20 protein-coding genes are annotated in these 20,848 nt (G+C 58.5%); 9 read left to right on the top strand and 11 right to left on the bottom strand.

The annotated features are described in order from the left end of the window. Positions 1-258 precede the first annotated feature (258 nt). From MUM_RS0114575 to glcC, 6 genes are all read right to left on the bottom strand, one after another. Positions 259-1,524, bottom strand: a complete 1,266-nt coding sequence (locus MUM_RS0114575; RefSeq protein WP_029615901.1) for a histidine-type phosphatase — start codon at positions 1,522-1,524, stop codon at positions 259-261. A 7-nt stretch (positions 1,525-1,531) separates the two neighbouring features. Further along, positions 1,532-3,652 carry a TonB-dependent receptor gene (locus tag MUM_RS0114570; RefSeq protein WP_010170952.1) on the bottom strand — a complete coding sequence of 707 codons (2,121 nt, stop codon included), beginning with the start codon at positions 3,650-3,652 and terminating at the stop codon, positions 1,532-1,534. A 113-nt stretch (positions 3,653-3,765) separates the two neighbouring features. Next, entirely contained in the window at positions 3,766-4,191 is a 426-nt protein-coding gene (locus MUM_RS0114565) for an ExbD/TolR family protein (RefSeq protein ID WP_010170950.1), read from the bottom strand. Continuing rightward, on the bottom strand, positions 4,191-4,919 hold the full coding sequence (locus MUM_RS0114560; RefSeq protein WP_010170948.1) for a MotA/TolQ/ExbB proton channel family protein: 729 nt from the start codon (positions 4,917-4,919) through the stop codon (positions 4,191-4,193). The genes MUM_RS0114565 and MUM_RS0114560 overlap by 1 nt, the downstream gene beginning before the upstream one ends. Before the next feature lie 84 nt (positions 4,920-5,003). Next, positions 5,004-5,327, bottom strand: coding sequence for an energy transducer TonB (locus MUM_RS1000000134765; protein ID WP_238535535.1), 324 nt, complete (start codon positions 5,325-5,327; stop codon positions 5,004-5,006). 736 nt (positions 5,328-6,063) lie between these two features. Beyond that, positions 6,064-6,831, bottom strand: coding sequence for a transcriptional regulator GlcC (glcC, locus tag MUM_RS0114550; RefSeq protein WP_010170944.1), 768 nt, complete (start codon positions 6,829-6,831; stop codon positions 6,064-6,066). A 232-nt stretch (positions 6,832-7,063) separates the two neighbouring features. Between glcC and glcD the strand changes: the two genes are divergently transcribed. From glcD to MUM_RS0114505, 9 genes are all read left to right on the top strand, one after another. Then, the gene (gene glcD / locus MUM_RS0114545; protein ID WP_010170941.1) at positions 7,064-8,563 is read left to right on the top strand and encodes a glycolate oxidase subunit GlcD; all 1,500 of its coding nucleotides are present in this window, start codon (positions 7,064-7,066) and stop codon (positions 8,561-8,563) included. Then, complete coding sequence (gene glcE / locus MUM_RS0114540) at positions 8,563-9,627, top strand: glycolate oxidase subunit GlcE (RefSeq protein ID WP_010170939.1); 1,065 nt, start codon at positions 8,563-8,565, stop codon at positions 9,625-9,627. The genes glcD and glcE overlap by 1 nt, the downstream gene beginning before the upstream one ends. A 3-nt stretch (positions 9,628-9,630) precedes the next feature. Continuing rightward, positions 9,631-10,848 (top strand): glycolate oxidase subunit GlcF, encoded by a 1,218-nt coding sequence (gene glcF, locus MUM_RS0114535; protein ID WP_010170937.1) that lies wholly within the window; start codon positions 9,631-9,633, stop codon positions 10,846-10,848. Positions 10,849-10,872: 24 nt separating this feature from the next. Next, complete coding sequence (locus MUM_RS0114530; protein ID WP_010170934.1) at positions 10,873-11,274, top strand: heme-binding protein; 402 nt, start codon at positions 10,873-10,875, stop codon at positions 11,272-11,274. A gap of 50 nt (positions 11,275-11,324) precedes the next feature. Further along, positions 11,325-13,505: a malate synthase G gene (locus tag MUM_RS0114525; protein WP_010170932.1), complete on the top strand. Its 2,181-nt coding sequence runs from the start codon at positions 11,325-11,327 to the stop codon at positions 13,503-13,505. A 429-nt stretch (positions 13,506-13,934) separates the two neighbouring features. Beyond that, on the top strand, positions 13,935-14,744 hold the full coding sequence (locus tag MUM_RS0114520) for a transporter substrate-binding domain-containing protein (protein ID WP_010170931.1): 810 nt from the start codon (positions 13,935-13,937) through the stop codon (positions 14,742-14,744). A 57-nt stretch (positions 14,745-14,801) separates the two neighbouring features. Further along, the gene (locus tag MUM_RS0114515; RefSeq protein ID WP_010170930.1) at positions 14,802-15,476 is read left to right on the top strand and encodes an amino acid ABC transporter permease; all 675 of its coding nucleotides are present in this window, start codon (positions 14,802-14,804) and stop codon (positions 15,474-15,476) included. Further along, on the top strand, positions 15,473-16,129 hold the full coding sequence (locus MUM_RS0114510) for an amino acid ABC transporter permease (protein ID WP_010170928.1): 657 nt from the start codon (positions 15,473-15,475) through the stop codon (positions 16,127-16,129). Before MUM_RS0114515 ends, MUM_RS0114510 begins: the two co-directional genes overlap by 4 nt. Further along, positions 16,126-16,851 carry an amino acid ABC transporter ATP-binding protein gene (locus tag MUM_RS0114505; RefSeq protein WP_010170926.1) on the top strand — a complete coding sequence of 242 codons (726 nt, stop codon included), beginning with the start codon at positions 16,126-16,128 and terminating at the stop codon, positions 16,849-16,851. The genes MUM_RS0114510 and MUM_RS0114505 overlap by 4 nt, the downstream gene beginning before the upstream one ends. A 95-nt stretch (positions 16,852-16,946) precedes the next feature. On the opposite strand, the gene MUM_RS0114500 is transcribed toward MUM_RS0114505, so the two are convergent. The 5 genes from MUM_RS0114500 to MUM_RS0114480 form a co-directional block, all read right to left on the bottom strand. Beyond that, complete coding sequence (locus tag MUM_RS0114500) at positions 16,947-17,759, bottom strand: aspartate dehydrogenase (RefSeq protein ID WP_010170924.1); 813 nt, start codon at positions 17,757-17,759, stop codon at positions 16,947-16,949. Continuing rightward, a complete protein-coding gene (locus MUM_RS0114495) occupies positions 17,756-18,523 on the bottom strand; it encodes an alpha/beta fold hydrolase (RefSeq protein ID WP_010170922.1) in 768 nt (255 codons plus the stop codon). Before MUM_RS0114495 ends, MUM_RS0114500 begins: the two co-directional genes overlap by 4 nt. A 10-nt stretch (positions 18,524-18,533) precedes the next feature. Beyond that, the gene (locus MUM_RS0114490) at positions 18,534-19,055 is read right to left on the bottom strand and encodes a cupin domain-containing protein (protein WP_010170921.1); all 522 of its coding nucleotides are present in this window, start codon (positions 19,053-19,055) and stop codon (positions 18,534-18,536) included. 135 nt (positions 19,056-19,190) lie between these two features. Then, entirely contained in the window at positions 19,191-20,225 is a 1,035-nt protein-coding gene (locus tag MUM_RS0114485; RefSeq protein ID WP_010170920.1) for a proline racemase family protein, read from the bottom strand. Between the two features lie 51 nt (positions 20,226-20,276). Further along, positions 20,277-20,843 (bottom strand): NIPSNAP family protein, encoded by a 567-nt coding sequence (locus MUM_RS0114480; protein ID WP_010170919.1) that lies wholly within the window; start codon positions 20,841-20,843, stop codon positions 20,277-20,279. Positions 20,844-20,848: the final 5 nt, after the last annotated feature.

Below are 20,848 nucleotides of genomic sequence, written 5' to 3'. Positions count from 1 at the left end.
AAGGTCGTAAATAGCCCGTATTTACTGGGCGAAAAGCGCACTCAAAGAAGTCAAAAAAGAAAATATCGCTCCTTTTTGAGGCATTTTTATCTGAAAATTTCCCTGCGCCAGGACTGAAAACGCCAGCGAGAAGGACACACTTGGGGAGAATAAAAAGCAGGGCGGCGGGGACCGTAATCACCCTGCTTTACAGCGATCAGCAACGACCGTTGCGCTGTAAGCGTCACTGATGTAATACCAAAACCTCCACCCGAATAATCACCGCCTGCCGTAATGCTGCACCTCGGTCGCAGAGGGATCGATGCGCCCTTCCATCTCGGCAACAAACCCCTTCAACGGCATCAACCCCTCTCCCGCATACCCCGGGTACTGTATTTGATAGGGCGGTGCGTCAGACAAGCTGCGTAACTGGTCCAGGCTCTGCGCCACATAGGCAACGCTGACAAACTGCGCGCCTGTGCGATCGTTCACCCAGCGCTCAAACGCAATAGTGCCGCCCGGTGCTGCGTCATTTTCGGGGTATTCGGCGATTTTCCAGTCAAAGCCCAGCAGCGTGCGCAACTGCGCGATGTTGCTGTCGTGGCCCACGTACGCCAACCATTTGCTACCCGGCGGGCTGCCCACGGATGCCGGTTGCAGGGCCAGGATGATTTGTCCCAGCAATTGCGAAGCACCCCGCTGTGCGATGTAAGGTACGTGATTGCTCAACGCGTATTTGCCCGAACGCAAGGCCATCAAGCGCGATACGTCTGCGGCGGTGCGCCCTTCCCCAAACGCCACTTGATCCAGTGGCAAGCCTTCGGCGTATTGCATGCGGAAGGTTTCGCTCATGGCCGCGCCCACGCTCAAAGGGCCGCTGAGTTTGATGACGCCCGTCTTCTCTGTCAGTGCCCAGGGTTGCTCGCTCAGGGCACAGGTGTTTTTCCCGCAGGGCGTCGGCACGCCAACCAATTGCTGCATGGCCAGTACCGGCGCGGCGTAGCGCTCGCGCGCCGCGTCTGGGCTGCCGCCCATGGCCGCCAGCATCGCCGCCTGGGTTCGCGTCGGGTCCAGTGGTGCCAGGCCATTTTCATCGCCGTGAAACAGTCGGTCTTCACTTTCGCGCACATGGTGTACCGCTACGCCGCAGCCCGGGAACATCCCCTGTACCAACGCCGCACTGGTGGCCTGAGTACGTGCTACCGGGCTGGACCACACGTAGACCTCCCCCGCCTGTGGGCATTGCCCGGCCTTGAACAGGCCGAGCGAATCCAGCGTGTGGCGCTGCCATTGGCCCAGCAGTACGGTGGCAGCGCGGCCGTGGGCGGTCAACTGGCCGTCCGGGGTACCAAACGCCGGCCAGGTCTTGGCCGACCAGCGTTGCAACTCGGCGGTGTCGGTAGCCGGGCGGATGCCGTGGCGCATCACCAGCACCACCTTGTCCAGGCGCAGGCCAGTGGTGTCCAGGGGCGCGGCCACCGATGGAAGCGCCAGGCACACGCCCAGCGCCAAACTCGCGTACTTCAATAACGTCGACTTCATCATCAAGGGCCTAGAAGTCATAGCGGGTATTGAGGCTTAACGTACGCGGCGAACCCGGCTGCAGGTAGTTTTCCTGGTAGTAGGTCCAATACTTCTTGTTGGCAAGGTTAGTGACGTTGGCCCCAAAAGTCAGCGCATGGCCATCGCCCAGACGCAGACGATAACCGCCCCCGGCATCGAACAGGCTGTAGGCCGGCAGGGTGTGCACGTTGCCCGAGTCCACCGCCATTTCGCCAATACGCTGGGCACCGGTGTGCAGGAACATACCCGGTACCAACGGCACACGATACGTGACCTGGGTCGCGGCCTGATAACGCGCCGCACCGGCTGCGCGGTTTCCGTCCACGCCGTCCCCCGCATCGTGGTAGGCCGAGTCCAGCGACATGACGCTGCCTTCCACGGTCAGGTCCGGTGTGGCATCGACGCTGGCGTTCAGCTCCAGGCCCTGATAGCGGATGGTGCCGCTTTGCACGTAGACGTTGGCGTCGTTGGTGTACTCGGCGCCACGGTCGATGCGAAACGCCGCGGCGGTGGCGCTCCAGTTACGCTGCTGGGCCTTCACGCCCACCTCGTATTGCTTGCTACGCAGCGGGCCAAGGGTTTGCTCGGAGTTGACGGCGGTGGTGGGTGCGGTACCGCCGCTCTCCAGGGATTCGACGTAACTGGCGTACAGCGTCACGTCCTGGGTCGGCTTGTACATCAACGCAACGGTTGGGGTTACCGGCCGCGCCTTGTATTGTGTCGCCGCGGAAGTGGCGGAATCGTGGGTTTGCTCAAGGAAGGTTTCGTTGCGAAGGCCCGCCAGTAACGACCAGTGCTCGCCCAGGCCGATGGTGTCGCTGGCGAACACCGCGCTTTCCTTGACGTTGTCATCGCCGTAAGTGCCGCCACTGTAGTCGATGTTGTAGACCGAGAAGATCGTCGGATCGTACAGGTTGCCTTTGCCCACGGTGGTTTTGGGGGTGACCACCGATTTGTCCGAGTTCAGTTGCGAATAACTGGCACCCAGTACCAGGTCGTGAGTGAACCATCCCGTGGTGAACTTGCCTTCCAGGGTGCCCATGGTGTCGTTGTAATCGTAAGCGTGGTACTCGGACGTAACCTTGTCGGAGTAGGCGCCGGCGTCGCTGGAAATCTGGAACTGATCCTTCACATAACGGCGTGTCGAATCGGTGTAGCGGTAGGCCAACTTACCGGTCCAGTCGGGCGAGAACTTGTAGGTGGCGCTCACGGTCGACAGGCTGTAGTCGACATCGGTGTAGGAGCCATTACTGTACAGGCGCTTGCTGCCATCAATCGGGCTGGGCAAGGCGTTCTTGGTGTTGACGATGATGTCGGTGCCGCCGCTAGTATTGCGCGTCTGGTAGAGGGTGTCGAAGTCGAGACTCAGGTCATCGCTGAGCTGCGCGTTCAGAGCTATGCCGACTGCCGTACGGTTGACCCTGGCGTCACCCGAAGCGGCACCGCCCTCCTCGTGCACCACGTTGACCCGGTAGCCGAAACGCGGGTCATCCAGGCGCCCTCCGGCGTCCAGATGCTCCTTATAGAGGGTGTTGGACTGGTAGCCCGCCTCAACACTGAGGGTGGTCTTGTCGGTAGGCCGCTTGGTCACGTAGTTGACGATGCCGCCCGGGCTGCCGAAGCCGTACATGAAGCCCGACAGGCCTTTAAGCACATCGACCCGCTCGAACATCTCGAGAGGCATTTCCACACCGCGGTTGATGTTGGCCATGCCGTCGACTTTATAGCCGTTCAGGTCATCCAGCGGCAGGCCACGAACGGCCAGTGTGGCTGGGTGGGTGCCATAGCTGGAGCTGATGGAGGTGACCGAGGCATCGTACTTGATGGCCTCAGACAGGATGCCCGCCTGACGGGCCTGGATTTCGTCGCTACCTACGCTCTTGAACGAAAACGGCGTGTCGATCACCGCGTGGCTGCCCAGGGCACCGCTATTGGTCTGCTGGTGCAGCGCCGGCTTGCGCTTGACAGCCTTTACGGTGACTTGAGGCAATGTGGCCAACGTACTGTCGTCGATGGCCGGTGGAACATCGGCCGCAAAAGACGGCAAGGCCAGGGCAAACGCTGCGAAACCGAGACCTGTACGCACATACAACGGGGATTTGCGAAACATGACTGCACCTTCGAAAACGGCCGTTCACGGCCTGGTTGATTTCTGTGGCGCGCACTTCGCCGTGGCCGGCTGTAACAGCCGACGCAGCGAGTTGGACGAAGGCGACGCGGTTGTTAAGGTGTTACGGCCTGGGTCACAAAGCCGATCTTGTCCAGGCCTCCGGACTGCGCAGCAGCCATTACCTGCACCACCTTTTCATAGGGGGTGTTGCGCTCGGCGCGCAGGTGCAACTCCGGTACTGGCTGACGCGCTGCGGCCTCGGCGATCAGTGCTGGCAAATCCCTGTCGCTGATGGCGTGGTCGTCCCAATGCAGGTGACCGTCGCTGTCCAGCGCCAGATCCACGGAGGGCGGCGGTTTGTTGTCCTGCTGCGCGACGGCCTTGGGCAGGTCAATCTTCACAGCGTGCTGGATGGCCGGCACGGTGATGATGAAGATCACCAACAGCACCAGCATCACGTCCACCAGCGGCGTGGTGTTGATCTCGGGGTTGAAGCCGTCCTCATCCAGATCGTCCCCGTCCAGCAATCCACCGGCCATCAGACGTATTCCGCCTGGGCATTGAACGTGCTGCGCGCTGGCTGCCCGCCGCGTGGGGCAGCACGGGCGCCGATCACCAGCAAGTCGTGCAGCTCGAAGGCAAACTTGCCCAATTCAGCCAGCGTCTGCTTGTTACTGCGCACCAGCAGGTTGTAGCCGAGGGTGGCCGGAATGGCCACGGCCAGGCCCAGGGCGGTCATGATCAGGGTTTCACCGACCGGGCCTGCGACCTTGTCGATGCTCGCGTCGCCGGTCAGGCCGATCTTCATCAAGGCGTGATAGATGCCCCATACGGTGCCGAGCAAACCGACAAAAGGTGCGCTGGAACCCACAGTGGCCAAAATCGCCATGCCGCCTTGCAATTGCCCGCCCACGGTCAGGGTGGAATGGCGCAAGGCGCGGGTCAGCCATTCGCTGAAGGCTGGCGGGTTCATGTCGCCATCCAACGCATCACGGTGCTGGCGTGCGGCGCTGACGCCGGCATGGGTGAGTTCGGCGTAGGCACTGTGATGACCCAGCCGTTGCACGCCATCCTTGAGCGTCGGTGCGTTCCAGAACGCCGCCAGCAACTTCGGTGAACGCAGGCGATGCAGCGCCAGGCGCACCAGCTTGTCGAGCATGACGTACCAGGACGCAATCGACATCACCAACAACATCAAGGCCACGCCACGGGTGACAAAGTCGGCCTGTTGCCACAAAACATTCAAACCCAGTGTTCCGGTTTCCATGTGTATTTCCTTTTTTGGAGGTGAGCGCTGCCCTGACCGGGAGGCCCTTCGATAAAAGATGGCGGGGTTACACCTACAGGAGTGCTAACTGTCGAGCTGGAATCGCAGTGGGACAATCACGTATACCGACACCGCATGCCCCTCATCCAGATAAGGCTTGAACAGTGCGCCGCGCACCGCCGCCCTACCCGCTTCGTCGAGGTTACCGAAGCCGGAGGAACGCACGACGTCCACCGCGCCAGGCTTACCGTGTTCGTCCACCAGCACCCGCAGAATTACGGTGCCCTCGTGGCCCTCTTCGCGGGCACTGTCGGGGTATTCGGGTTGCGGTTCATGCACGTACTCGACGCCACGGGTGAGTGTCTTGGGGTGAGGCGGTGATGCGGGAGTTGGCGCTGGAGTCGGCATGACTGCTGGTGCGGCGGCCGCGGGGGCGGTTGTTGCGACGGCCGCAACCGGGCGTTGCATCACATGCGGCTTGGCCACGGGTTTAGGCCGGACGACTGGCTGAACGGCGACAGGCGGCGGAGCGATCGAGGCAACGGGCGGTGGTGGTGCGGGTGCCGCAGTGGCGGCTGGCACCGGACTCGGCTCATTGATGACCGAAGCGTAAATAGTACGAATCACCGGTGGTGCGAGCGCCGGGGTCGATGACCGGCTCACCACGCTCAATGCCACCACATGCACCGCCACCACCAGCGCCACCGCGCAGCCTCTGCGCAGTAATCGTGAAGCACTGCCGGCAGGCAATGGCTGAAGGTGCAGCAGGGGTGTCAGCGTCGCATCCACGATTGATTTCCTCCAGGCCGGTAGCCGGGTACATCGGGCGCATTCCCTGCGAAAGTTGGGCCCGAGGCCCGGTATAGGCGCCTCGTGACAGGTGTCGCAGGAATATAGGAGTGACGAATGACAGATGCGTGACAGAGAACAATTATCAAGTAAGCAGTTTGTGACAATTGCGTTGGCGCCTATAGGCAAGACCTCCTAAACCGTCATTACGGGATTGAATCCATAGTCGAAAGTAGCCTTTCACGACTCACAGCTATGCCAAACATTTCAGCGCGACGCGCATCACCACGGGTCTCACGGTGCAAATCATCGGGTTCATAACGCTGTCGCAAACCACGTCATTAATCCGAACTCCTCACGCCCACCCCTCGAGGCGCAATGTTGCGCGGATCAAGCGCTGCTCCTCGACTTCGATTTCCTTGAGGTTCTCACAGATGCTACGCAGGTGAGCAATGGCCGCTTTGCGCGCCTGGTCCGGCATACGCCCGATCACGGCGTTATAGAGCCTTGCGTGCTGGCGGTCGATTTGGCGTTTTTGCGGCTCTCGGTGATAAAGATTATTGACCGAGGCAAACACCGTATTAAGCAACAGGTCCGTCAGCGAACGCAGCGTTTGTACCAGCACCGGATTGTGTGAGGCCTCGCAGATTGCCAAATGAAAGGCATGATCAAGCCGGGCGTGCTCGCCGGTATCCAGACTTCGGGTATGTGCGTCAACCAGCGTCTGGTAGCTACGGGTGATCAGTACAAAATCGGCGTCGGTCCCGCGTAAAGCGGCCAGACGTGCGGACTCCCCTTCAAGAAGGCTGCGTACCTCGAACAGATCGTAGAGTGTGCGTGGCTGCGAGCTGAAAAGATGCATCAGCGGCGACGCAGCACCGTGGCTCGACAGGTCGGCAACGTACGAGCCCTTGCCGTGCTCTGTGTCGATAATTCCACGAGCACGCAACAGCTTTAACCCCTCGCGAAGCGCCGTACGGGATACGCCAAGTTTCTCGGTCAGGCGCCGTTCGGACGGCAACAATTGCCCGGTCTTGAACACACCGTCCACGATCAAGCGCTCGATGCGTTCACAGACCACGTCTGCAACCTGGGGATTTCGTCTCGAACCTGTGCCGTCCATCCTGCCTCCGAGTGGTATTACCAGTACAAACCTCTTTTTAAATCCACCAAATACCAAGAATTAACCATATGTTTTAAAACATATTTATCTGATACCTAAAAACACAATAAATAAAAAACTGGTTCGACCAGTAAAACATCACATAGACAGTAAAACGCCTCAGGTCAATGATGCAAGCCAGCCGTAACCGCAACAGCCTCTAATAAAAACAAATGAGAGTTGCCACCTGCCTATGAACATTCTCTACGATGAGCGCGTCGACGGCGCTCTGCCAGACGTCGACAAATACGCACTTGTAAAGGCGCTGCAGGCGCGATTGCCCGAGCTGGAGATCCTCCAACAGCAAGAAGAGCTCAAGCCCTACGAATGCGACGGCCTGTCGGCTTATCGCACCACCCCCATGGTGGTGGTACTGCCCCGTCATCTCGATGAAGTTCAGGGTGTGCTCAGGCTGTGTCATGAGCGCCAGGTACCGGTGGTGGTGCGAGGCGCAGGAACGGGCTTGTCGGGCGGTGCCCTGCCGCTGAAAAAGGGCGTGCTGCTGGTGATGGCGCGTTTTAACCAGATACTGCACATCGACCCGGATGCGCGGACCGCCAGGATTCAGCCTGGGGTGCGCAACCTGGCGATTTCCCAGGCGAGCGCGCCGTATGGCCTTTACTACGCGCCGGACCCCTCCTCTCAGATCGCCTGCTCCATTGGCGGAAACGTTGCCGAAAACGCAGGCGGCGTGCACTGCCTTAAATACGGGCTGACGGTACACAACCTCCTTAAGGTCGACATCCTCACCGTTGAAGGTGATTACCTGAGCCTGGGCTCGAACGCCTTCGACTCTCCAGGTTTTGACCTGCTGGCCTTGTTTACCGGCTCTGAAGGCATGCTGGGCGTGATCACCGAAGTGACGGTCAAACTCCTGCCCAAACCACAGTCTGCGAAGGTGCTGCTGGCCGCCTTCGACTCTGTGGAAAAGGCTGGGCGCGCGGTCGGTGACATCATTGCTGCCGGGATTATTCCCGGTGGCCTGGAGATGATGGACAACCTGGCGATACGTGCCGCCGAAGACTTTATTCACGCCGGCTACCCGGTCGAAGCACACGCCATTCTGCTCTGCGAACTCGACGGTGTTGAAGCCGACGTGCATGAAGATTGCGACAGAGTCCGCCAAGTGCTGGAGCTGGCGGGTGCCACCGAAGTACGCCAAGCCCGGGATGAGGCAGAGCGCGTGCGGTTCTGGGCAGGACGCAAGAACGCGTTCCCGGCGGTGGGCCGGCTTTCACCGGACTATTACTGCATGGATGGCACCATTCCACGGCGCGAGTTGCCTGGCGTGCTGCAGGCCATCGCGGCGCTGTCTGCCGAGTACGACCTGCGGGTGGCCAACGTCTTTCACGCCGGCGACGGCAATATGCACCCGCTGATTCTGTTTGATGCCAATCAGGCGGGTGAACTCGAACGTGCCGAAGCGTTGGGCGGCAAGATCCTGGAGTTGTGCGTGCGCGTCGGCGGCAGCATCACCGGTGAACACGGTGTGGGCCGCGAAAAGATCAACCAGATGTGCGCGCAGTTCAACAGCGACGAACTGACCCTGTTCCATGCGGTCAAGGCAGCCTTCGACCCAAGCGGGTTACTCAACCCGGGCAAGAATATTCCGACCCTGCATCGCTGCGCCGAGTTTGGCGCGATGCACGTTCATATGGGCCAACTGCCCTTCCCTGAACTGGAGCGTTTCTGATGCGCAATCAACTCGATATCGATGCCAGTGGTGCGCTGCTGGAGCAGGTCAATCAAGCGCTGCGCGATGCAACGCCTTTACGTATCCAGGGCTCCAACAGCAAAGCGTTCCTGGGGCGCAGCGTTGCCGGTGATGTGCTCGACACTCGCGGCCATCGCGGCATCGTCAGCTACGACCCCACCGAGTTGGTGGTCACCGTGCGCTGCGGAACGCCGCTAGCGGAACTGTCACAGGTATTGGACGCCGCGCAGCAAATGCTGCCTTGCGAGCCTCCAGGCTTCGCTGGCACCGCGACGGTTGGCGGCATGATTGCCAGCGGGTTGTCGGGGCCACGTCGCCCCTGGTCTGGGTCGGTGCGCGATTTCATCCTGGGAACCCGCGTGATTACCGGCCAGGGCAAGCATCTGCGTTTTGGCGGCGAGGTCATGAAGAACGTCGCCGGTTATGACGTTTCGCGGTTAATGGCCAGCAGTTACGGAACACTGGGCCTGATCACGGAAGTTTCCCTCAAGGTGCTTCCCAAGCCCCGTCAAACCTTGAGCATCAGCCTGGAAATGGGTAGCGAACGTGCCTTGCAGCACTTGGCGCAATGGGGTCAGCAACCTTTGCCAATCAGTGCGGCGTGTCATGACGGTGAACGCCTGCACCTGCGCCTGGAGGGCGGTGAAGGCTCCGTAGCTGCGGCCCATGACCGGCTCGGTGGCGAGTTGTTGGACGGTTCGTACTGGGCCGGTCTCAACGAGCATCGATTGAGTTTCTTCGATGCGGGTCAACCACTTTGGCGGCTGTCGCTACCGAACAACACGCCGATGCTCGACTTGCCCGGTCAGCAATTGATCGACTGGGCCGGAGCGCAGCGTTGGCTTAAGTCCGACGCCGACGCTGCGTTGATTCGCCAGGTTGTCGAAAAAGCCGGTGGGCATGTGACCTGCTATAGCCAAGGCCACGCCGAAAGCACGTTCCAGCTGCTACCGGCTGCTCTGATGCGCTACCACCAAAACCTCAAGCGGCACCTGGACCCCAGCGGAATCTTCAACCCCGGACGCCTTTACGCGGAGCTTTGAGTGATGCAGACCACCTTGAGTGAACACGCCAGCCAACTCCCTCGCGCCGCGGAAGCAGAACGCATCCTGCGCAGTTGTGTGCACTGCGGCTTTTGCAATGCAACTTGCCCGACCTACCAACTGCTGGGTGACGAGCTGGATGGGCCCCGAGGCCGCATCTACTTGATCAAGCAGGTTCTGGAAGGCAACGAAGTCACCCGAAAGACCCAGGAACACCTGGATCGCTGCCTGTCCTGCCGCAATTGCGAAACCACCTGCCCCTCCGGCGTGGAGTACCACAACCTGCTGGATATCGGCCGGGCGGTGGTTGATGCGGCGGTGCAAAGGCCCCTCGCCCAGCGGCTCCTGCGCCAGGGGTTACGCAAACTGGTGCCTAATCCTGGGTTGTTCAAAGGATTGATTGGCAGCGGCCAGGTCTTCCGTGCATTGCTGCCAGGCCACCTCGAATCAAAATTGCCGCGCAGCGCTGAGCCGGCGAAACAGCGTCCCACCGCCCTGCATGCGCGCAAGATGCTGATCCTGGAAGGCTGTGTGCAATCAAGCCTTTCGCCCAACACGAACGCGGCCGCTGTGCGAGTTCTGGACCAACTCCAGATCAGTGTCACCTCGATCAAACAGGCCGGCTGCTGCGGCGCGGTGGAATACCACCTGGACGCTCAAGCGGCCGGGCTTGATCGAGCCCGTCGAAACATTGATGCCTGGTGGCCGAGCATCGAGCTTGGGGCCGAAGCGATTGTGCAGACAGCCAGTGGCTGTGGTGCGTTCATCAAGGAATATGGTCACTTGCTGAGCACCGACCCGGCCTACGCCGACAAGGCAAGAAGGGTCAGCGCGTTAGCCAAAGACCTGGTTGAAGTGTTGCGTGACGAGCAACTTGAGCGGCTGGGGGTTAAAAGCGCCCAATCAATTGCCTTCCATTGCCCCTGCACCTTGCAGCACGCGCAGAAGCTCGGCGGAGCCGTCGAGGCGGTGCTCACAAGCCTTGGCTTCAACCTCACCGCTGTTCCGGAGGGTCACTTGTGCTGCGGGTCGGCGGGCACCTATTCAATTACCCAACCCGAACTGTCACTGCAATTGCGTGACAACAAACTGAATGCCCTGGAAAGCGGAAAACCCGACGTCATCGCCACGGCCAATATTGGCTGTCAGACCCACCTCGGTGGCGCTGGTCGCACCCCTGTGCGGCACTGGATCGAGTTGGTTGAAGCTGCGTTGCCCTAACCGCCGCCCCCCTGGAGAAACCCCATGAAAAGCAAAGCCATATTGAGTCAAGTCGAAATCAACCAAATCCTGAACGCTGCACGTGCCGAAGCACACAACCACCAGTGGGCGGTGACCATCGCGATTGTTGATGACGGCGGCCACCCTCTAGCGCTCGAACGCTTGGACGGTTGCGCCGCGATCAGCGCCTACATCGCCGTCGAAAAGGCGCGCACGTCCGCATTGGGGCGACGCGAATCCAAAGGCTACGAAGACATGGTCAACGGTGGGCGACACGCCTTTTTATCGGCGCCATTGCTTACCTCCCTGGAAGGCGGCGTACCGATCTTCGTCGATGGACAGGTGATAGGGGCCGTCGGGGTTTCCGGGGTTAAAGCCGAGCAGGATGCACAGGTCGCAAGAGCTGGCGCGCAATGCGTGAGCTGAGCACAAAACCAAAGCAACCGAATGAACACAGTATGATGGAGATGCACAAAGTGACCGATTTCGTTAACTGCCATGGCCTTAAAGTCGCCCCCGTCCTGCGGCATTTTGTGGATGCTCGAGTGCTGCCGGGAACCCGGCTTTCCCCTGAAGCGTTCTGGAGCGGCTTTGCAAGCCTGGTGCATGATTTGGCACCCCAGAACCGCGCGCTATTGGCTGAACGTGATCGCCTGCAGGTACAACTGGACGACTGGCACCGAGCCCATCCAGGGCCTGTGACCGATATGCCGGCCTATCAAGCATTCTTGACGAGTATCGGCTACCTGCAACCGGAACCCGAAGACGTCAACGTCACCACCAGCAACGTTGACGCTGAGGTTAGCGTGCAAGCCGGGCCGCAACTGGTGGTGCCCGCAGTTAACGCTCGTTACGCGCTGAATGCCGCGAATGCACGTTGGGGGTCGCTGTACGACGCGCTATACGGAACGGATGCGATCCCTCATGAGAATGGCGCCCAACCTGGCGCAGGTTACAACCCGGTTCGGGGAGCCCAGGTGATTGCGTTTGCACGGGCGTTCCTGGATGACGCATTTCCCCTGAGCAACGGCTCACACGCTGCCGTGGTTCAGTACACGGTAGAAGGCGCAACACTGCGGGCCACTCTGCAAGATGGCACCCAGGCAGTGTTGTCGCAGACCACGCAATACGCCGGCTACCAGGGTGTGCCGGCAGATCCGGTCGCCATTTTGCTGAAACACAATGACCTGCATGTGGAAATACAAATCGACCGGGAGAGCCTCATCGGTCAAGGCGACGGTGCGGGCGTCAAGGATCTGCTGATTGAGTCCGCACTGTCCACGATCATCGATTGCGAAGACTCGGTGGCAGCGGTCGACGCTGAAGACAAAGTCCAGGTCTACAGCAACTGGTTGGGCCTGATGAAGGGCGACCTGACGGAAAGCCTCGAGAAAAATGGCAAAACCATTATCCGCCGCCTAAACCCGGACCGGATGTACACCGCCGCAGATGGCAGCTCGTTGACACTCCCCGGGCGCTCATTGCTTTTTATCCGGAACGTCGGGCACCTGATGACCTGCCCGGCCATTCTCGATAACACCGGGCTTGAAATTCCAGAGGGCATTCTCGACGGTGTCATCACCAGTCTGATTGCCCTGCACGACCTGCCGCGCAAGGGCAACTCACGCACTGGCAGTGTCTACATTGTTAAGCCGAAAATGCATGGCCCTGCCGAAGTCGCTTTCGCCGACCACTTGTTCAACCGTATCGAGGACCTGCTTGTGCTCCCACGGCACACGCTCAAGATTGGCATCATGGATGAGGAGCGACGCACCAGTATTAACCTGAAGGCCTGCATCGGCGCAGCGTCGTCAAGGGTCGCGTTTATCAATACCGGGTTCCTGGATCGGACCGGCGACGAAATGCACACGTCCATGGAAGCCGGCGCGATGCTGCGTAAGGGCGACATGAAAAACACCGCCTGGATCAAGGCCTATGAGCTTAATAACGTTCTGGTCGGGCTGGACTGCAAGCTGCGCGGGCGAGCCCAAATAGGCAAGGGCATGTGGGCCATGCCCGATCGGATGGCAGATATGTTGGCGCAGAAAATCGCCCATCCAAAGTCGGGTGCCAATACAGCGTGGGTCCCCTCCCCGACAGCCGCTACCTTGCACGCACTGCACTATCACCAAGTCAGCGTAAGAGCGGTGCAGGAGTCACTTGAAGGCACCCGGTCGGGCAGCACCAGGCAAACGCTTCTGGATGGATTGCTCAGTGTGCCGGTGGTTACCGACAACGAGTGGTCGGCCGATGAAATCCGCCAGGAAGTCGAAAACAACGCGCAGGGTTTGCTGGGCTACGTGGTGCGCTGGGTCGAACAGGGTATTGGTTGTTCGAAGGTTCCCGATATCCATAACGTGGGATTGATGGAGGATCGCGCAACGCTGCGTATTTCCAGCCAACACATGGCCAACTGGCTGAGGCATGGGGTTATTACTGAAGCTCAAGCCCTGGATGTTCTGCAATGTATGGCGCGGGTCGTCGATGAGCAAAACGCGGCAGACCCCCACTATGCCCCGATGGCGCCTGACTTCTACAGCTCGTTGGCATTTCAAGCGGCTTGCGCGCTGGTGTTCGAAGGACGAGCCCAACCCAATGGTTATACCGAACCGCTGTTGCATAAATTTCGGCTCACGTTCAAGCAGTCGACGGTTTAAACCATCCGCAACAGGTTTCACCTGCGCCGCCAGCGCCCGATGCATTGCATCCGGCGTTGGCGCTTTGGCAGGTAGCCGCGGGCTCTCAGGGTTAAGGAGCGCCGTCGATCCGTCACCCTTCGCCGCATCTTATCCTTCACTCGCACACGCCCAGCGTTACAAATTTTCTCACCATCGGAACACAAAAGTAATCGATTACATTAATCAGCACCAAAACAGAGCGTTGAGTGTGACACATCAGCTCATTTCGGCCGTTTGAGAGTCTCCAAAGGCTGTAAATACGGACTATATTCTATCAAACGAAGGTAAAAACCCGCAAAAGACAGGCGCATGAAGGCAGTCAGGGCCGTTGAAAAGCGATATGGCACGCTTTCTGCTCCTGAAAATGTAAAGGATTACATTCCTTCCCATCAACCAAAGGTATGAAGAATGAACGTGAAGCAGAAACTTGTTACCACCGCCGCTCTGGTCTCGCTGATGGCAGCAGCGGCACCCGCCATGGCAGACAAACTCGACGACGTGATCTCGGCAGGCGAGCTTAAATGCGGCGTCATGCTGGACTACCCGCCTAACGGTTTTCGCGACTCGTCCAATAACCCGACAGGTTATGACGTGGAGTACTGCCAGGACCTGGCCAAGGCGTTGGGTGTCAAGCCGGTCATTGTCGAGACGCCCTCCCCTCAGCGTATTCCGGCCCTATTGTCGAGCCAGGTCGATATCTCGATTGCCAGCGCAACCATCACTCTGGAGCGCGCAAAAACGGTCGCCTTTACCTCTCCTTATTCCTCATACAGCTTTGTGGTGGTCGCGCGCAAAGACGCGAACATCAAAACGTTTGATGATTTGAAAGGCAAACGTGTAGCCGGCGTTCGTGGAGCAGCAGAGGACTCGCTGTTCCAGAACTACTTCAAAAAATGGAATGACGCCAGCGGCCAATACCTGACCGTCAGCAATGACAGTGACCGGAACCTTGCACTGGCCCAAGGCAAGGTGGACGCCTTTATCGTCAATGTTCAAGCGGCCAGCGAGCTGACAAAACTGCCTCAGTACCAGGCGTTTCATACCTGCTGCGATGCCCCGTTTCCCAAGGACACTGTTGGGATGATGGTGACACGCGACAGCACGGACTTCCTTCGTTTCACCAACTTGTTCCTGCACCAGCAGCAAGTGAGTGGCCGTTACGCAGAGCTGTACAAGAAGTGGTATCAAGCCGACGCCCCTGCCCTGGACAAGCTTTAATTACGTTGAACGGTGTGAGCCTTCGGGCTCCCACCCTATTGAAGGAGGGGCGATGCCTTGAACTATCACTTCCAATGGGCGCCAGTATGGAAGGCTTTCCCCGACTTGCTGCCCGGGTTGATCATGACCCTGGAGCTGACGTTGCTCGCGTTCGTTCTCGGGTCAGTGATTGCGTTCGTATTGACTTGGGGTAAATCCTCGAGCAATCAATTCGCGAAGGGAATCTGCGTCAGCTGGATCGAGATTGCGCGCAATACACCGTGTTTGTTCCAGATCTATATGGCGTACTTCGGCCTGGGAGCACTCGGCGTTGATGTGAACTCCTTCTATGCCGTGCTGGGCGCTATTACGTTCAATACGGCCGGGTACCTGGCCGAAGTGATTCGCGGCGGAATAGAGGGTGTTGACCCGCGGCAATACCGTGCGGGTACAGCGCTGGGAATGAACCGGCGCCAAACATTCGTGCGAATCATCCTTCCTCAATTGGTGCCGTTGATTTTGCCAGGCGGCGGTAACCAGTTGATCTGGAGTCTGCTGAACACGTCGTTGGGCATGGTTGTTGGCCTCCAGGAACTAACCGGGGCAACGTACACCGCCCAGTCGCTAACCTTTCGCTCGTTCGAGTTTTTCATTGCTACCGCAATCATCTATTACGTGCTCGCCAAATTGGTGACGCTGATGCTTTACGGGGCCGCTCGGCTGTACGGCGGAAAACGGAGAGCTCAAGCATGAACAGTGTGCCGTTATTCTCGGGCCTGCAGCCCAACGACCTTCTCTACTTGCTCCAGGGTGCAGGACACACACTCTGGCTCGCGCTTTGGGCGATCGTCCTGGGCACCGTGCTGGGCTTCTTGATGGGCTGGCTGAGATCGGTGTCAAAAATCGGCAATGGCCTGATCATGATACTGGTGGATGTTTCCCGCTCTGTTCCGCTGCTTATACAGTTAATCGTGGTGAACGCTGCGTTGGCCGCCTTTCGTTTTCCGTTAAGCCCATTCTTGTGCAGCGCACTCGTACTCACCTTGTACATGGCCTCGTTCTGCTCGGAAATCTACAAGGGCGGATTCGAGGCGGTACCGCAAAACCTGCAGAAGGCGGCACGGTCTCTCGGCATGAGCTACTTGCAGGCATTCGTCAGCGTCACCGCACCTATCATGCTGCGGCGCACATTTGCCTCATGGATCGGCATTGTCCTGGGTGTCCTGAAGGATACCTCCCTGGCTGCGGTCATTGGCTACATAGAGCTTCTGCGTGGATCGCAAATCATCGTTACCCGAACTCAGGAGCCTCTGTTGGTGCTACTGATCGTCGGCGTCTTTTACTTCCTGTTGTGCTACCCCATCGCTCGCTTGGGTGCCAAAGTTGAAAAAGGTCTGAGTCAATGATCGAAATCAAGAACGTCCATAAGTCCTACGGCAACCTGAACATTTTAAAGGGTGTCGACATGAGTGTTGAGAAGGGTGAAGTGGTATCTATAATCGGGCCAAGCGGCTCTGGAAAATCAACCCTGCTTCAATGCATCAATGGCCTTGAAAGCATCAGTGACGGCAATATTTGTGTCGATGGCATCGATGTTTTTTCGCGAGCTACTGACCTCAACGCGCTTCGTGCGAACGTAGGCATCGTGTTCCAGCAGTACAACGTTTTTCCGCACCTTTCAGTGCTCGACAACGCGGCATTGGCCCTCAAGGTTGTTCGCAAGATGAAGCGCCAGAACGCCGAGGAAGTTGCCTACGCCCAGCTCGAAAAAGTCGGGCTGGGCGATAAGGCGAACATGTCCCCGACCCAGTTATCCGGAGGCCAGCAACAGCGCCTGGCTATCGCTCGCGCCCTGGCGATGCAGCCCCGGTACATGCTGTTTGACGAGGTCACCGCCGCACTCGACCCTCAGTTGGTGCGTGAGGTGCTCGATACGCTTTTGATGTTGTCGACAGAAGGGATGACGATGGTGCTCGTCACGCATGAAATTGCTTTCGCCCGAGAGGTTTCCAGCCGGGTTGCCTTCTTCGACGCCGGCAAGATCGCGGAGATTGGCCCTGCGGCTCAAGTCATCGACTCACCCAGGAACGTGCGTACGCAGCAATTCCTTTCTCATCAGATCCACTGACAAATACAAACGGCGACGCACATTCATGGATGGCGTCGCCGTTTTCTATGGGTTACTGCTGAAACATTGTATTCGATTACATTAAAGCTCGAAAATCAGAACACCGTACTGAGCAACTGCTTGCTGACCGCCTCCTCAATGCTCAACGCTGCCAGCCACGATGTCTTAACATTGTCCGGCAGTGGATTATTGACCAGTCGAATCGACAATTCACCAAACGCCCCCTTGGCGTTCACTTCATGAACGTTTTTTGCGACGCTCGGGTCAGCGATCAGCTCCACCTGCGTGTGATCAAAACCCACGCCCGACAACGCGACGGCCGCCGTGACGTTCGCATTTTTTGGGAACCGAACGGATGCAAGAGCGGCCGTGCCTCGGAAGATGGTCGTTGGAACCTTGATCTGATCCAGATCGAATTCTTCCTCGGCAGGCGTCCCAGCCCATGCCTTGGGAGGTTTACGACCGATATACAACACTTCATCAAGGCCGGCAGAGCGAGCGGAACGCATGGCATCCAAACCACCGATTGCGCCAGAGACAAGGATCAAGCGTGACCCACCGGACTGGGCGGCGTGCTCAAGAGTCGCCGCCAACGCCTTATCAGCGAGCGCGCCGATAGAGGCGATGACGACATCGACTCCTGCGTTGAGGAAAGCCGGCACCGCATGAACAACCGCGCTGTGCCCTGCACACTCGATGACCAGGTCTGGTTTCCAGTCGATCAGATCCTGAACTTCAGTAAATAGCTCGACCTTGCGACCTTTGGCATAGCCATCAACATCAGCAGCGTGGTTAATCGCAGCATAGGAAGCCAATGGCAGGTGCCGGGTTTGCAGGGCGTCCAGGACACGCTTGCCGATCGCTCCAAGTCCGATGATCCCGACGCGCCTGATTTTATGGGTACTCATGCTAGGGACTCCCAGAATTGACGAAGCAGTAATGAGTAATATTGAGTGCATGTAACCGGTGGGAAGTGCCCACCACTGAGCTCTACAAGACTGGCGCCCGGAATCAGGCTGGCGAGTTCCTGCGAGTGGTGAAACGGGATGATGTAGTCATCCTTGGCCCCAATCACCCAGGTGGGCAGCTTGAGTGACGCCAACTCGTCACGGCGGTTGAAGTTCAAAAGCATCTCCATCCGCGCGTAGGTCATCTCGACATCCAGCGATGAGCTTTCTTCAAAATCCAGCGGATGCTCTGTTGCGAAATGCTCGCCATACCAGGTGGACGGGTAAGCGACCAGGCGAGTCAGCGCGTTGTAGGCAGAGCCACCCAGCTTCATCAGCAAGTATTGGCGATAGGCAAAAAAGTCCTTGAAGCGCTTGTCGGGCTTCGCCCAGCCACAGCTCAACACGATGCTCTTCACCCGTTTCGGGTGATCCAGCGCCATGCTTTGCGCGACCAGTGAACCGGTCGAGTGCCCTAAAATATGCACAGACTCAATGCCCTTCTCATCCAACAGCCGGAGCAAAGCATCCTCGATACCGGGAATGCAGGGTGCGCCTGCAATTTCGCTCTGGCCTACTCCTGGATGGTCGAACGTAATGACCCGGTAGTCATGCTTGAGCTGATTGACGACGGGCTTCCAGAAGTCGGCCAGCCCGCCCAGCCCTGATATCAACACCACAGGGATGCCCGCTCCCTCCTCATGGGCGTAGAGCTTTTTGTCCATGTCATCAGTCTCATTTTTTGGTGTAGGCGAAAAGGCCCGTGGACTCGATTTGGTCGATGTTCTCGGGCCGCTCAAAGGGCTCCGGAGCCGCCTCGCCGTGCTGACGAGGTCGGCCTATATCACGGAAGAACGTCTCCAGGCCGCTGGGGGTCATAAACCAAACCCAGTGCAGATCGACATCGCCGTCGTTGCTGAATGTGTGGGAGTTGTGTTTGCCCAAAAACAACGTCGCGCCTGGCTCAAGCTTGAAGACCTTGCCATCGACCACGGCGGTACCGGTGCCGGAAACGAAGTGCAGGACCTCTTCGTTCATTACATGGGCATGCTCACGGACACGGCCGCCCGGCGGAAGCAATTGGGTGCCCACAGAGAAGTTGTGATTCATCTCGAACTGCTGGGGTGACACCGCCACTGATACGTAGCCGTTAGCCGGCTTGGGCTGCCAGTAACTCACCTCCGTCTCGCGAGTGACGTAAACCAGCGTTCCTTTAACGTCTGGCGTTTCGTTTGAATCTATTGCCTTGTTAGTCATGAAAACCTCCGTCAGCCTTGCTGGATGAACCGGAAAAGACCTGCTTTACCGGCTAGTAATCGTTTACATCTCAAGATAAAAAATAGCTTCTAACGGTGTGCGCCCAGCAGTTTCAGCCGAGCCCCCAGCAAATCATCAGCTATTTTTACGCCAGGTATCGCTCAGGGTGTAGCCCGTTGGGAATGGATCATTTGGATCAAGAACATATTGGTGAAAACCGGTGAGGAACGCTTGGCCGCTGATGGCCGGGCGAATGCCGGCGCGATCGCCTACTGTCAGCGTCTCGACGATTTCACCGACAAACTCAGTGCTCAGAATGGACTCGTGAATCAGCTTCTCGCCCGGCTTGATCTGGCCGCGCGCATGCATGACGGCCAGGCGTGCGCTGGTGCCCGTGCCGCAGGGCGAGCGGTCGAGACGGCCAGGGGACACGATCACGCCGTTGCGCGAGCGCTTGCCTTGAGGGTCATCGCGCATTGGCCCGGCAAAGAGGGTCTGGTTGATGGTGTGAATTTCGGGTTGTTCGGGGTGCACCGCCGGGATTTGCTCTGCGGCCGCCGCCTTGATGGTCTCCCCAACGCTGACCAGCGTTGCCGCTTCGTCAGGTGTAATGTCGAAGCCAAGCGATTGAGCATCTGCCAGTACGTAGATCATGCCGCCATAGGCCACGTCGACTTTGAGCGTACCAAGCCCGGGTACTTCTATGTGCTTGTCGAGGGCAAATACGAAGCAGGGGACGTTAGTGAATTTCACACTCAGGCATTTGCCATCCTGGCAGCGTGCTTCAACACGCACGAGGCCACCCGGGGCTTCGAGCGTCAGGCGAGTAACAGGCTCGACCATCGCTATCATGCCGGTCTCAAGCAACGCTGTGACTGTACAGATCGTGTTGCTACCCGACATCGGCGGGTAGAACTCGGACTCCATAATGACAAAGCCGGCATCGGCTTCCGGGTGCGATGAAGGCAACACCAGGTTGATGCACTGGGTCACGGTGCCGCGAGGTTCCTGGAGCAGGAATTTACGCAGGTCATCGCCCTGGGTTTCCAGGTACTTCATCTTGTCGAACATGGTGTTGCCAGGCACATCCAGCACGCCACCGGTAATCACATCATTGCGCTCACCAGCAACGTGAGCTCCGACAACATTGATCATTCGTTTGAATTTCATAGGTCACTTTTCCGAGTCATTGAGAAGTAATCCAGCCGATGTGTCCGGATGTCAGGTGCGCAGAACACGTAATGGCTTGAGAGAACGTGTTTCTACGACCAACGACGCCTGGATATCGACTTGGGGGGCCTCGGGGTCGGCACCCATGACGACCACCTGGTTGGGGTCCGAAAACTCCGTCGCCCAAAGGCCGCACACGTGAGATCGGCCCTCAGTTACTGCGCAATTGATTTGCTGGATCACAGCACCCGCCTTGCCCGTTGGACAGCGATATTTATGCAGGTAGCGAACCGGTGCGAGGCTATCGATGACCGTGTAAAGCCTGGGTATAAGCACTTGCAGGAACTGCTGGCTGACCTGGGCTGCTGCCTGAGGCAAAAAAGTTTCTCGCCATGCATCTACCTTGATCAATTGCGCCCTCAAGCGGGCCCGCTCGTCCAGGGATTCGTACCGCCAAAGGTGCCGAAAGATGACGTTGTCCCCTACTCGCTCCTGCCACAGGCCTTGCAACTTGCCATATTTATCACCCCGAATCGGCAAACAAAGGCTCTCGAAAAGAGTCCAGTATTTTTCCCAGGCTTCGGGGGTGAATTGGTATTCGCGCAGTTCATCGATCATCGACA

The organism is Pseudomonas sp. PAMC 25886 (assembly GCF_000242655.1).
Lineage (GTDB): Bacteria > Pseudomonadota > Gammaproteobacteria > Pseudomonadales > Pseudomonadaceae > Aquipseudomonas.
Note: the sequence above shows the minus strand (reverse complement) of the source record. Positions and strands in the feature narration are given on the sequence as shown.

What these genes read in the sequence shown, in the direction of transcription:
- MUM_RS0114575 (WP_029615901.1), bottom strand. Translation starts at nt 1,524, where the DNA reads ATGATGAAGTCGACGTTATTGAAGTACGCGAGTTTGGCGCTGGGCGTG.
- MUM_RS0114570 (WP_010170952.1), bottom strand. Translation starts at nt 3,652, where the DNA reads ATGTTTCGCAAATCCCCGTTGTATGTGCGTACAGGTCTCGGTTTCGCA.
- MUM_RS0114565 (WP_010170950.1), bottom strand. Translation starts at nt 4,191, where the DNA reads ATGGCCGGTGGATTGCTGGACGGGGACGATCTGGATGAGGACGGCTTC.
- MUM_RS0114560 (WP_010170948.1), bottom strand. Translation starts at nt 4,919, where the DNA reads ATGGAAACCGGAACACTGGGTTTGAATGTTTTGTGGCAACAGGCCGAC.
- MUM_RS1000000134765 (WP_238535535.1), bottom strand. Translation starts at nt 5,327, where the DNA reads ATGCCGACTCCAGCGCCAACTCCCGCATCACCGCCTCACCCCAAGACA.
- glcC (WP_010170944.1), bottom strand. Translation starts at nt 6,831, where the DNA reads ATGGACGGCACAGGTTCGAGACGAAATCCCCAGGTTGCAGACGTGGTC.
- glcD (WP_010170941.1), top strand. Translation starts at nt 7,064, where the DNA reads ATGAACATTCTCTACGATGAGCGCGTCGACGGCGCTCTGCCAGACGTC.
- glcE (WP_010170939.1), top strand. Translation starts at nt 8,563, where the DNA reads ATGCGCAATCAACTCGATATCGATGCCAGTGGTGCGCTGCTGGAGCAG.
- glcF (WP_010170937.1), top strand. Translation starts at nt 9,631, where the DNA reads ATGCAGACCACCTTGAGTGAACACGCCAGCCAACTCCCTCGCGCCGCG.
- MUM_RS0114530 (WP_010170934.1), top strand. Translation starts at nt 10,873, where the DNA reads ATGAAAAGCAAAGCCATATTGAGTCAAGTCGAAATCAACCAAATCCTG.
- MUM_RS0114520 (WP_010170931.1), top strand. Translation starts at nt 13,935, where the DNA reads ATGAACGTGAAGCAGAAACTTGTTACCACCGCCGCTCTGGTCTCGCTG.
- MUM_RS0114510 (WP_010170928.1), top strand. Translation starts at nt 15,473, where the DNA reads ATGAACAGTGTGCCGTTATTCTCGGGCCTGCAGCCCAACGACCTTCTC.
- MUM_RS0114505 (WP_010170926.1), top strand. Translation starts at nt 16,126, where the DNA reads ATGATCGAAATCAAGAACGTCCATAAGTCCTACGGCAACCTGAACATT.
- MUM_RS0114500 (WP_010170924.1), bottom strand. Translation starts at nt 17,759, where the DNA reads ATGAGTACCCATAAAATCAGGCGCGTCGGGATCATCGGACTTGGAGCG.
- MUM_RS0114495 (WP_010170922.1), bottom strand. Translation starts at nt 18,523, where the DNA reads ATGGACAAAAAGCTCTACGCCCATGAGGAGGGAGCGGGCATCCCTGTG.
- MUM_RS0114490 (WP_010170921.1), bottom strand. Translation starts at nt 19,055, where the DNA reads ATGACTAACAAGGCAATAGATTCAAACGAAACGCCAGACGTTAAAGGA.
- MUM_RS0114485 (WP_010170920.1), bottom strand. Translation starts at nt 20,225, where the DNA reads ATGAAATTCAAACGAATGATCAATGTTGTCGGAGCTCACGTTGCTGGT.
- MUM_RS0114480 (WP_010170919.1), bottom strand. Translation starts at nt 20,843, where the DNA reads ATGATCGATGAACTGCGCGAATACCAATTCACCCCCGAAGCCTGGGAA.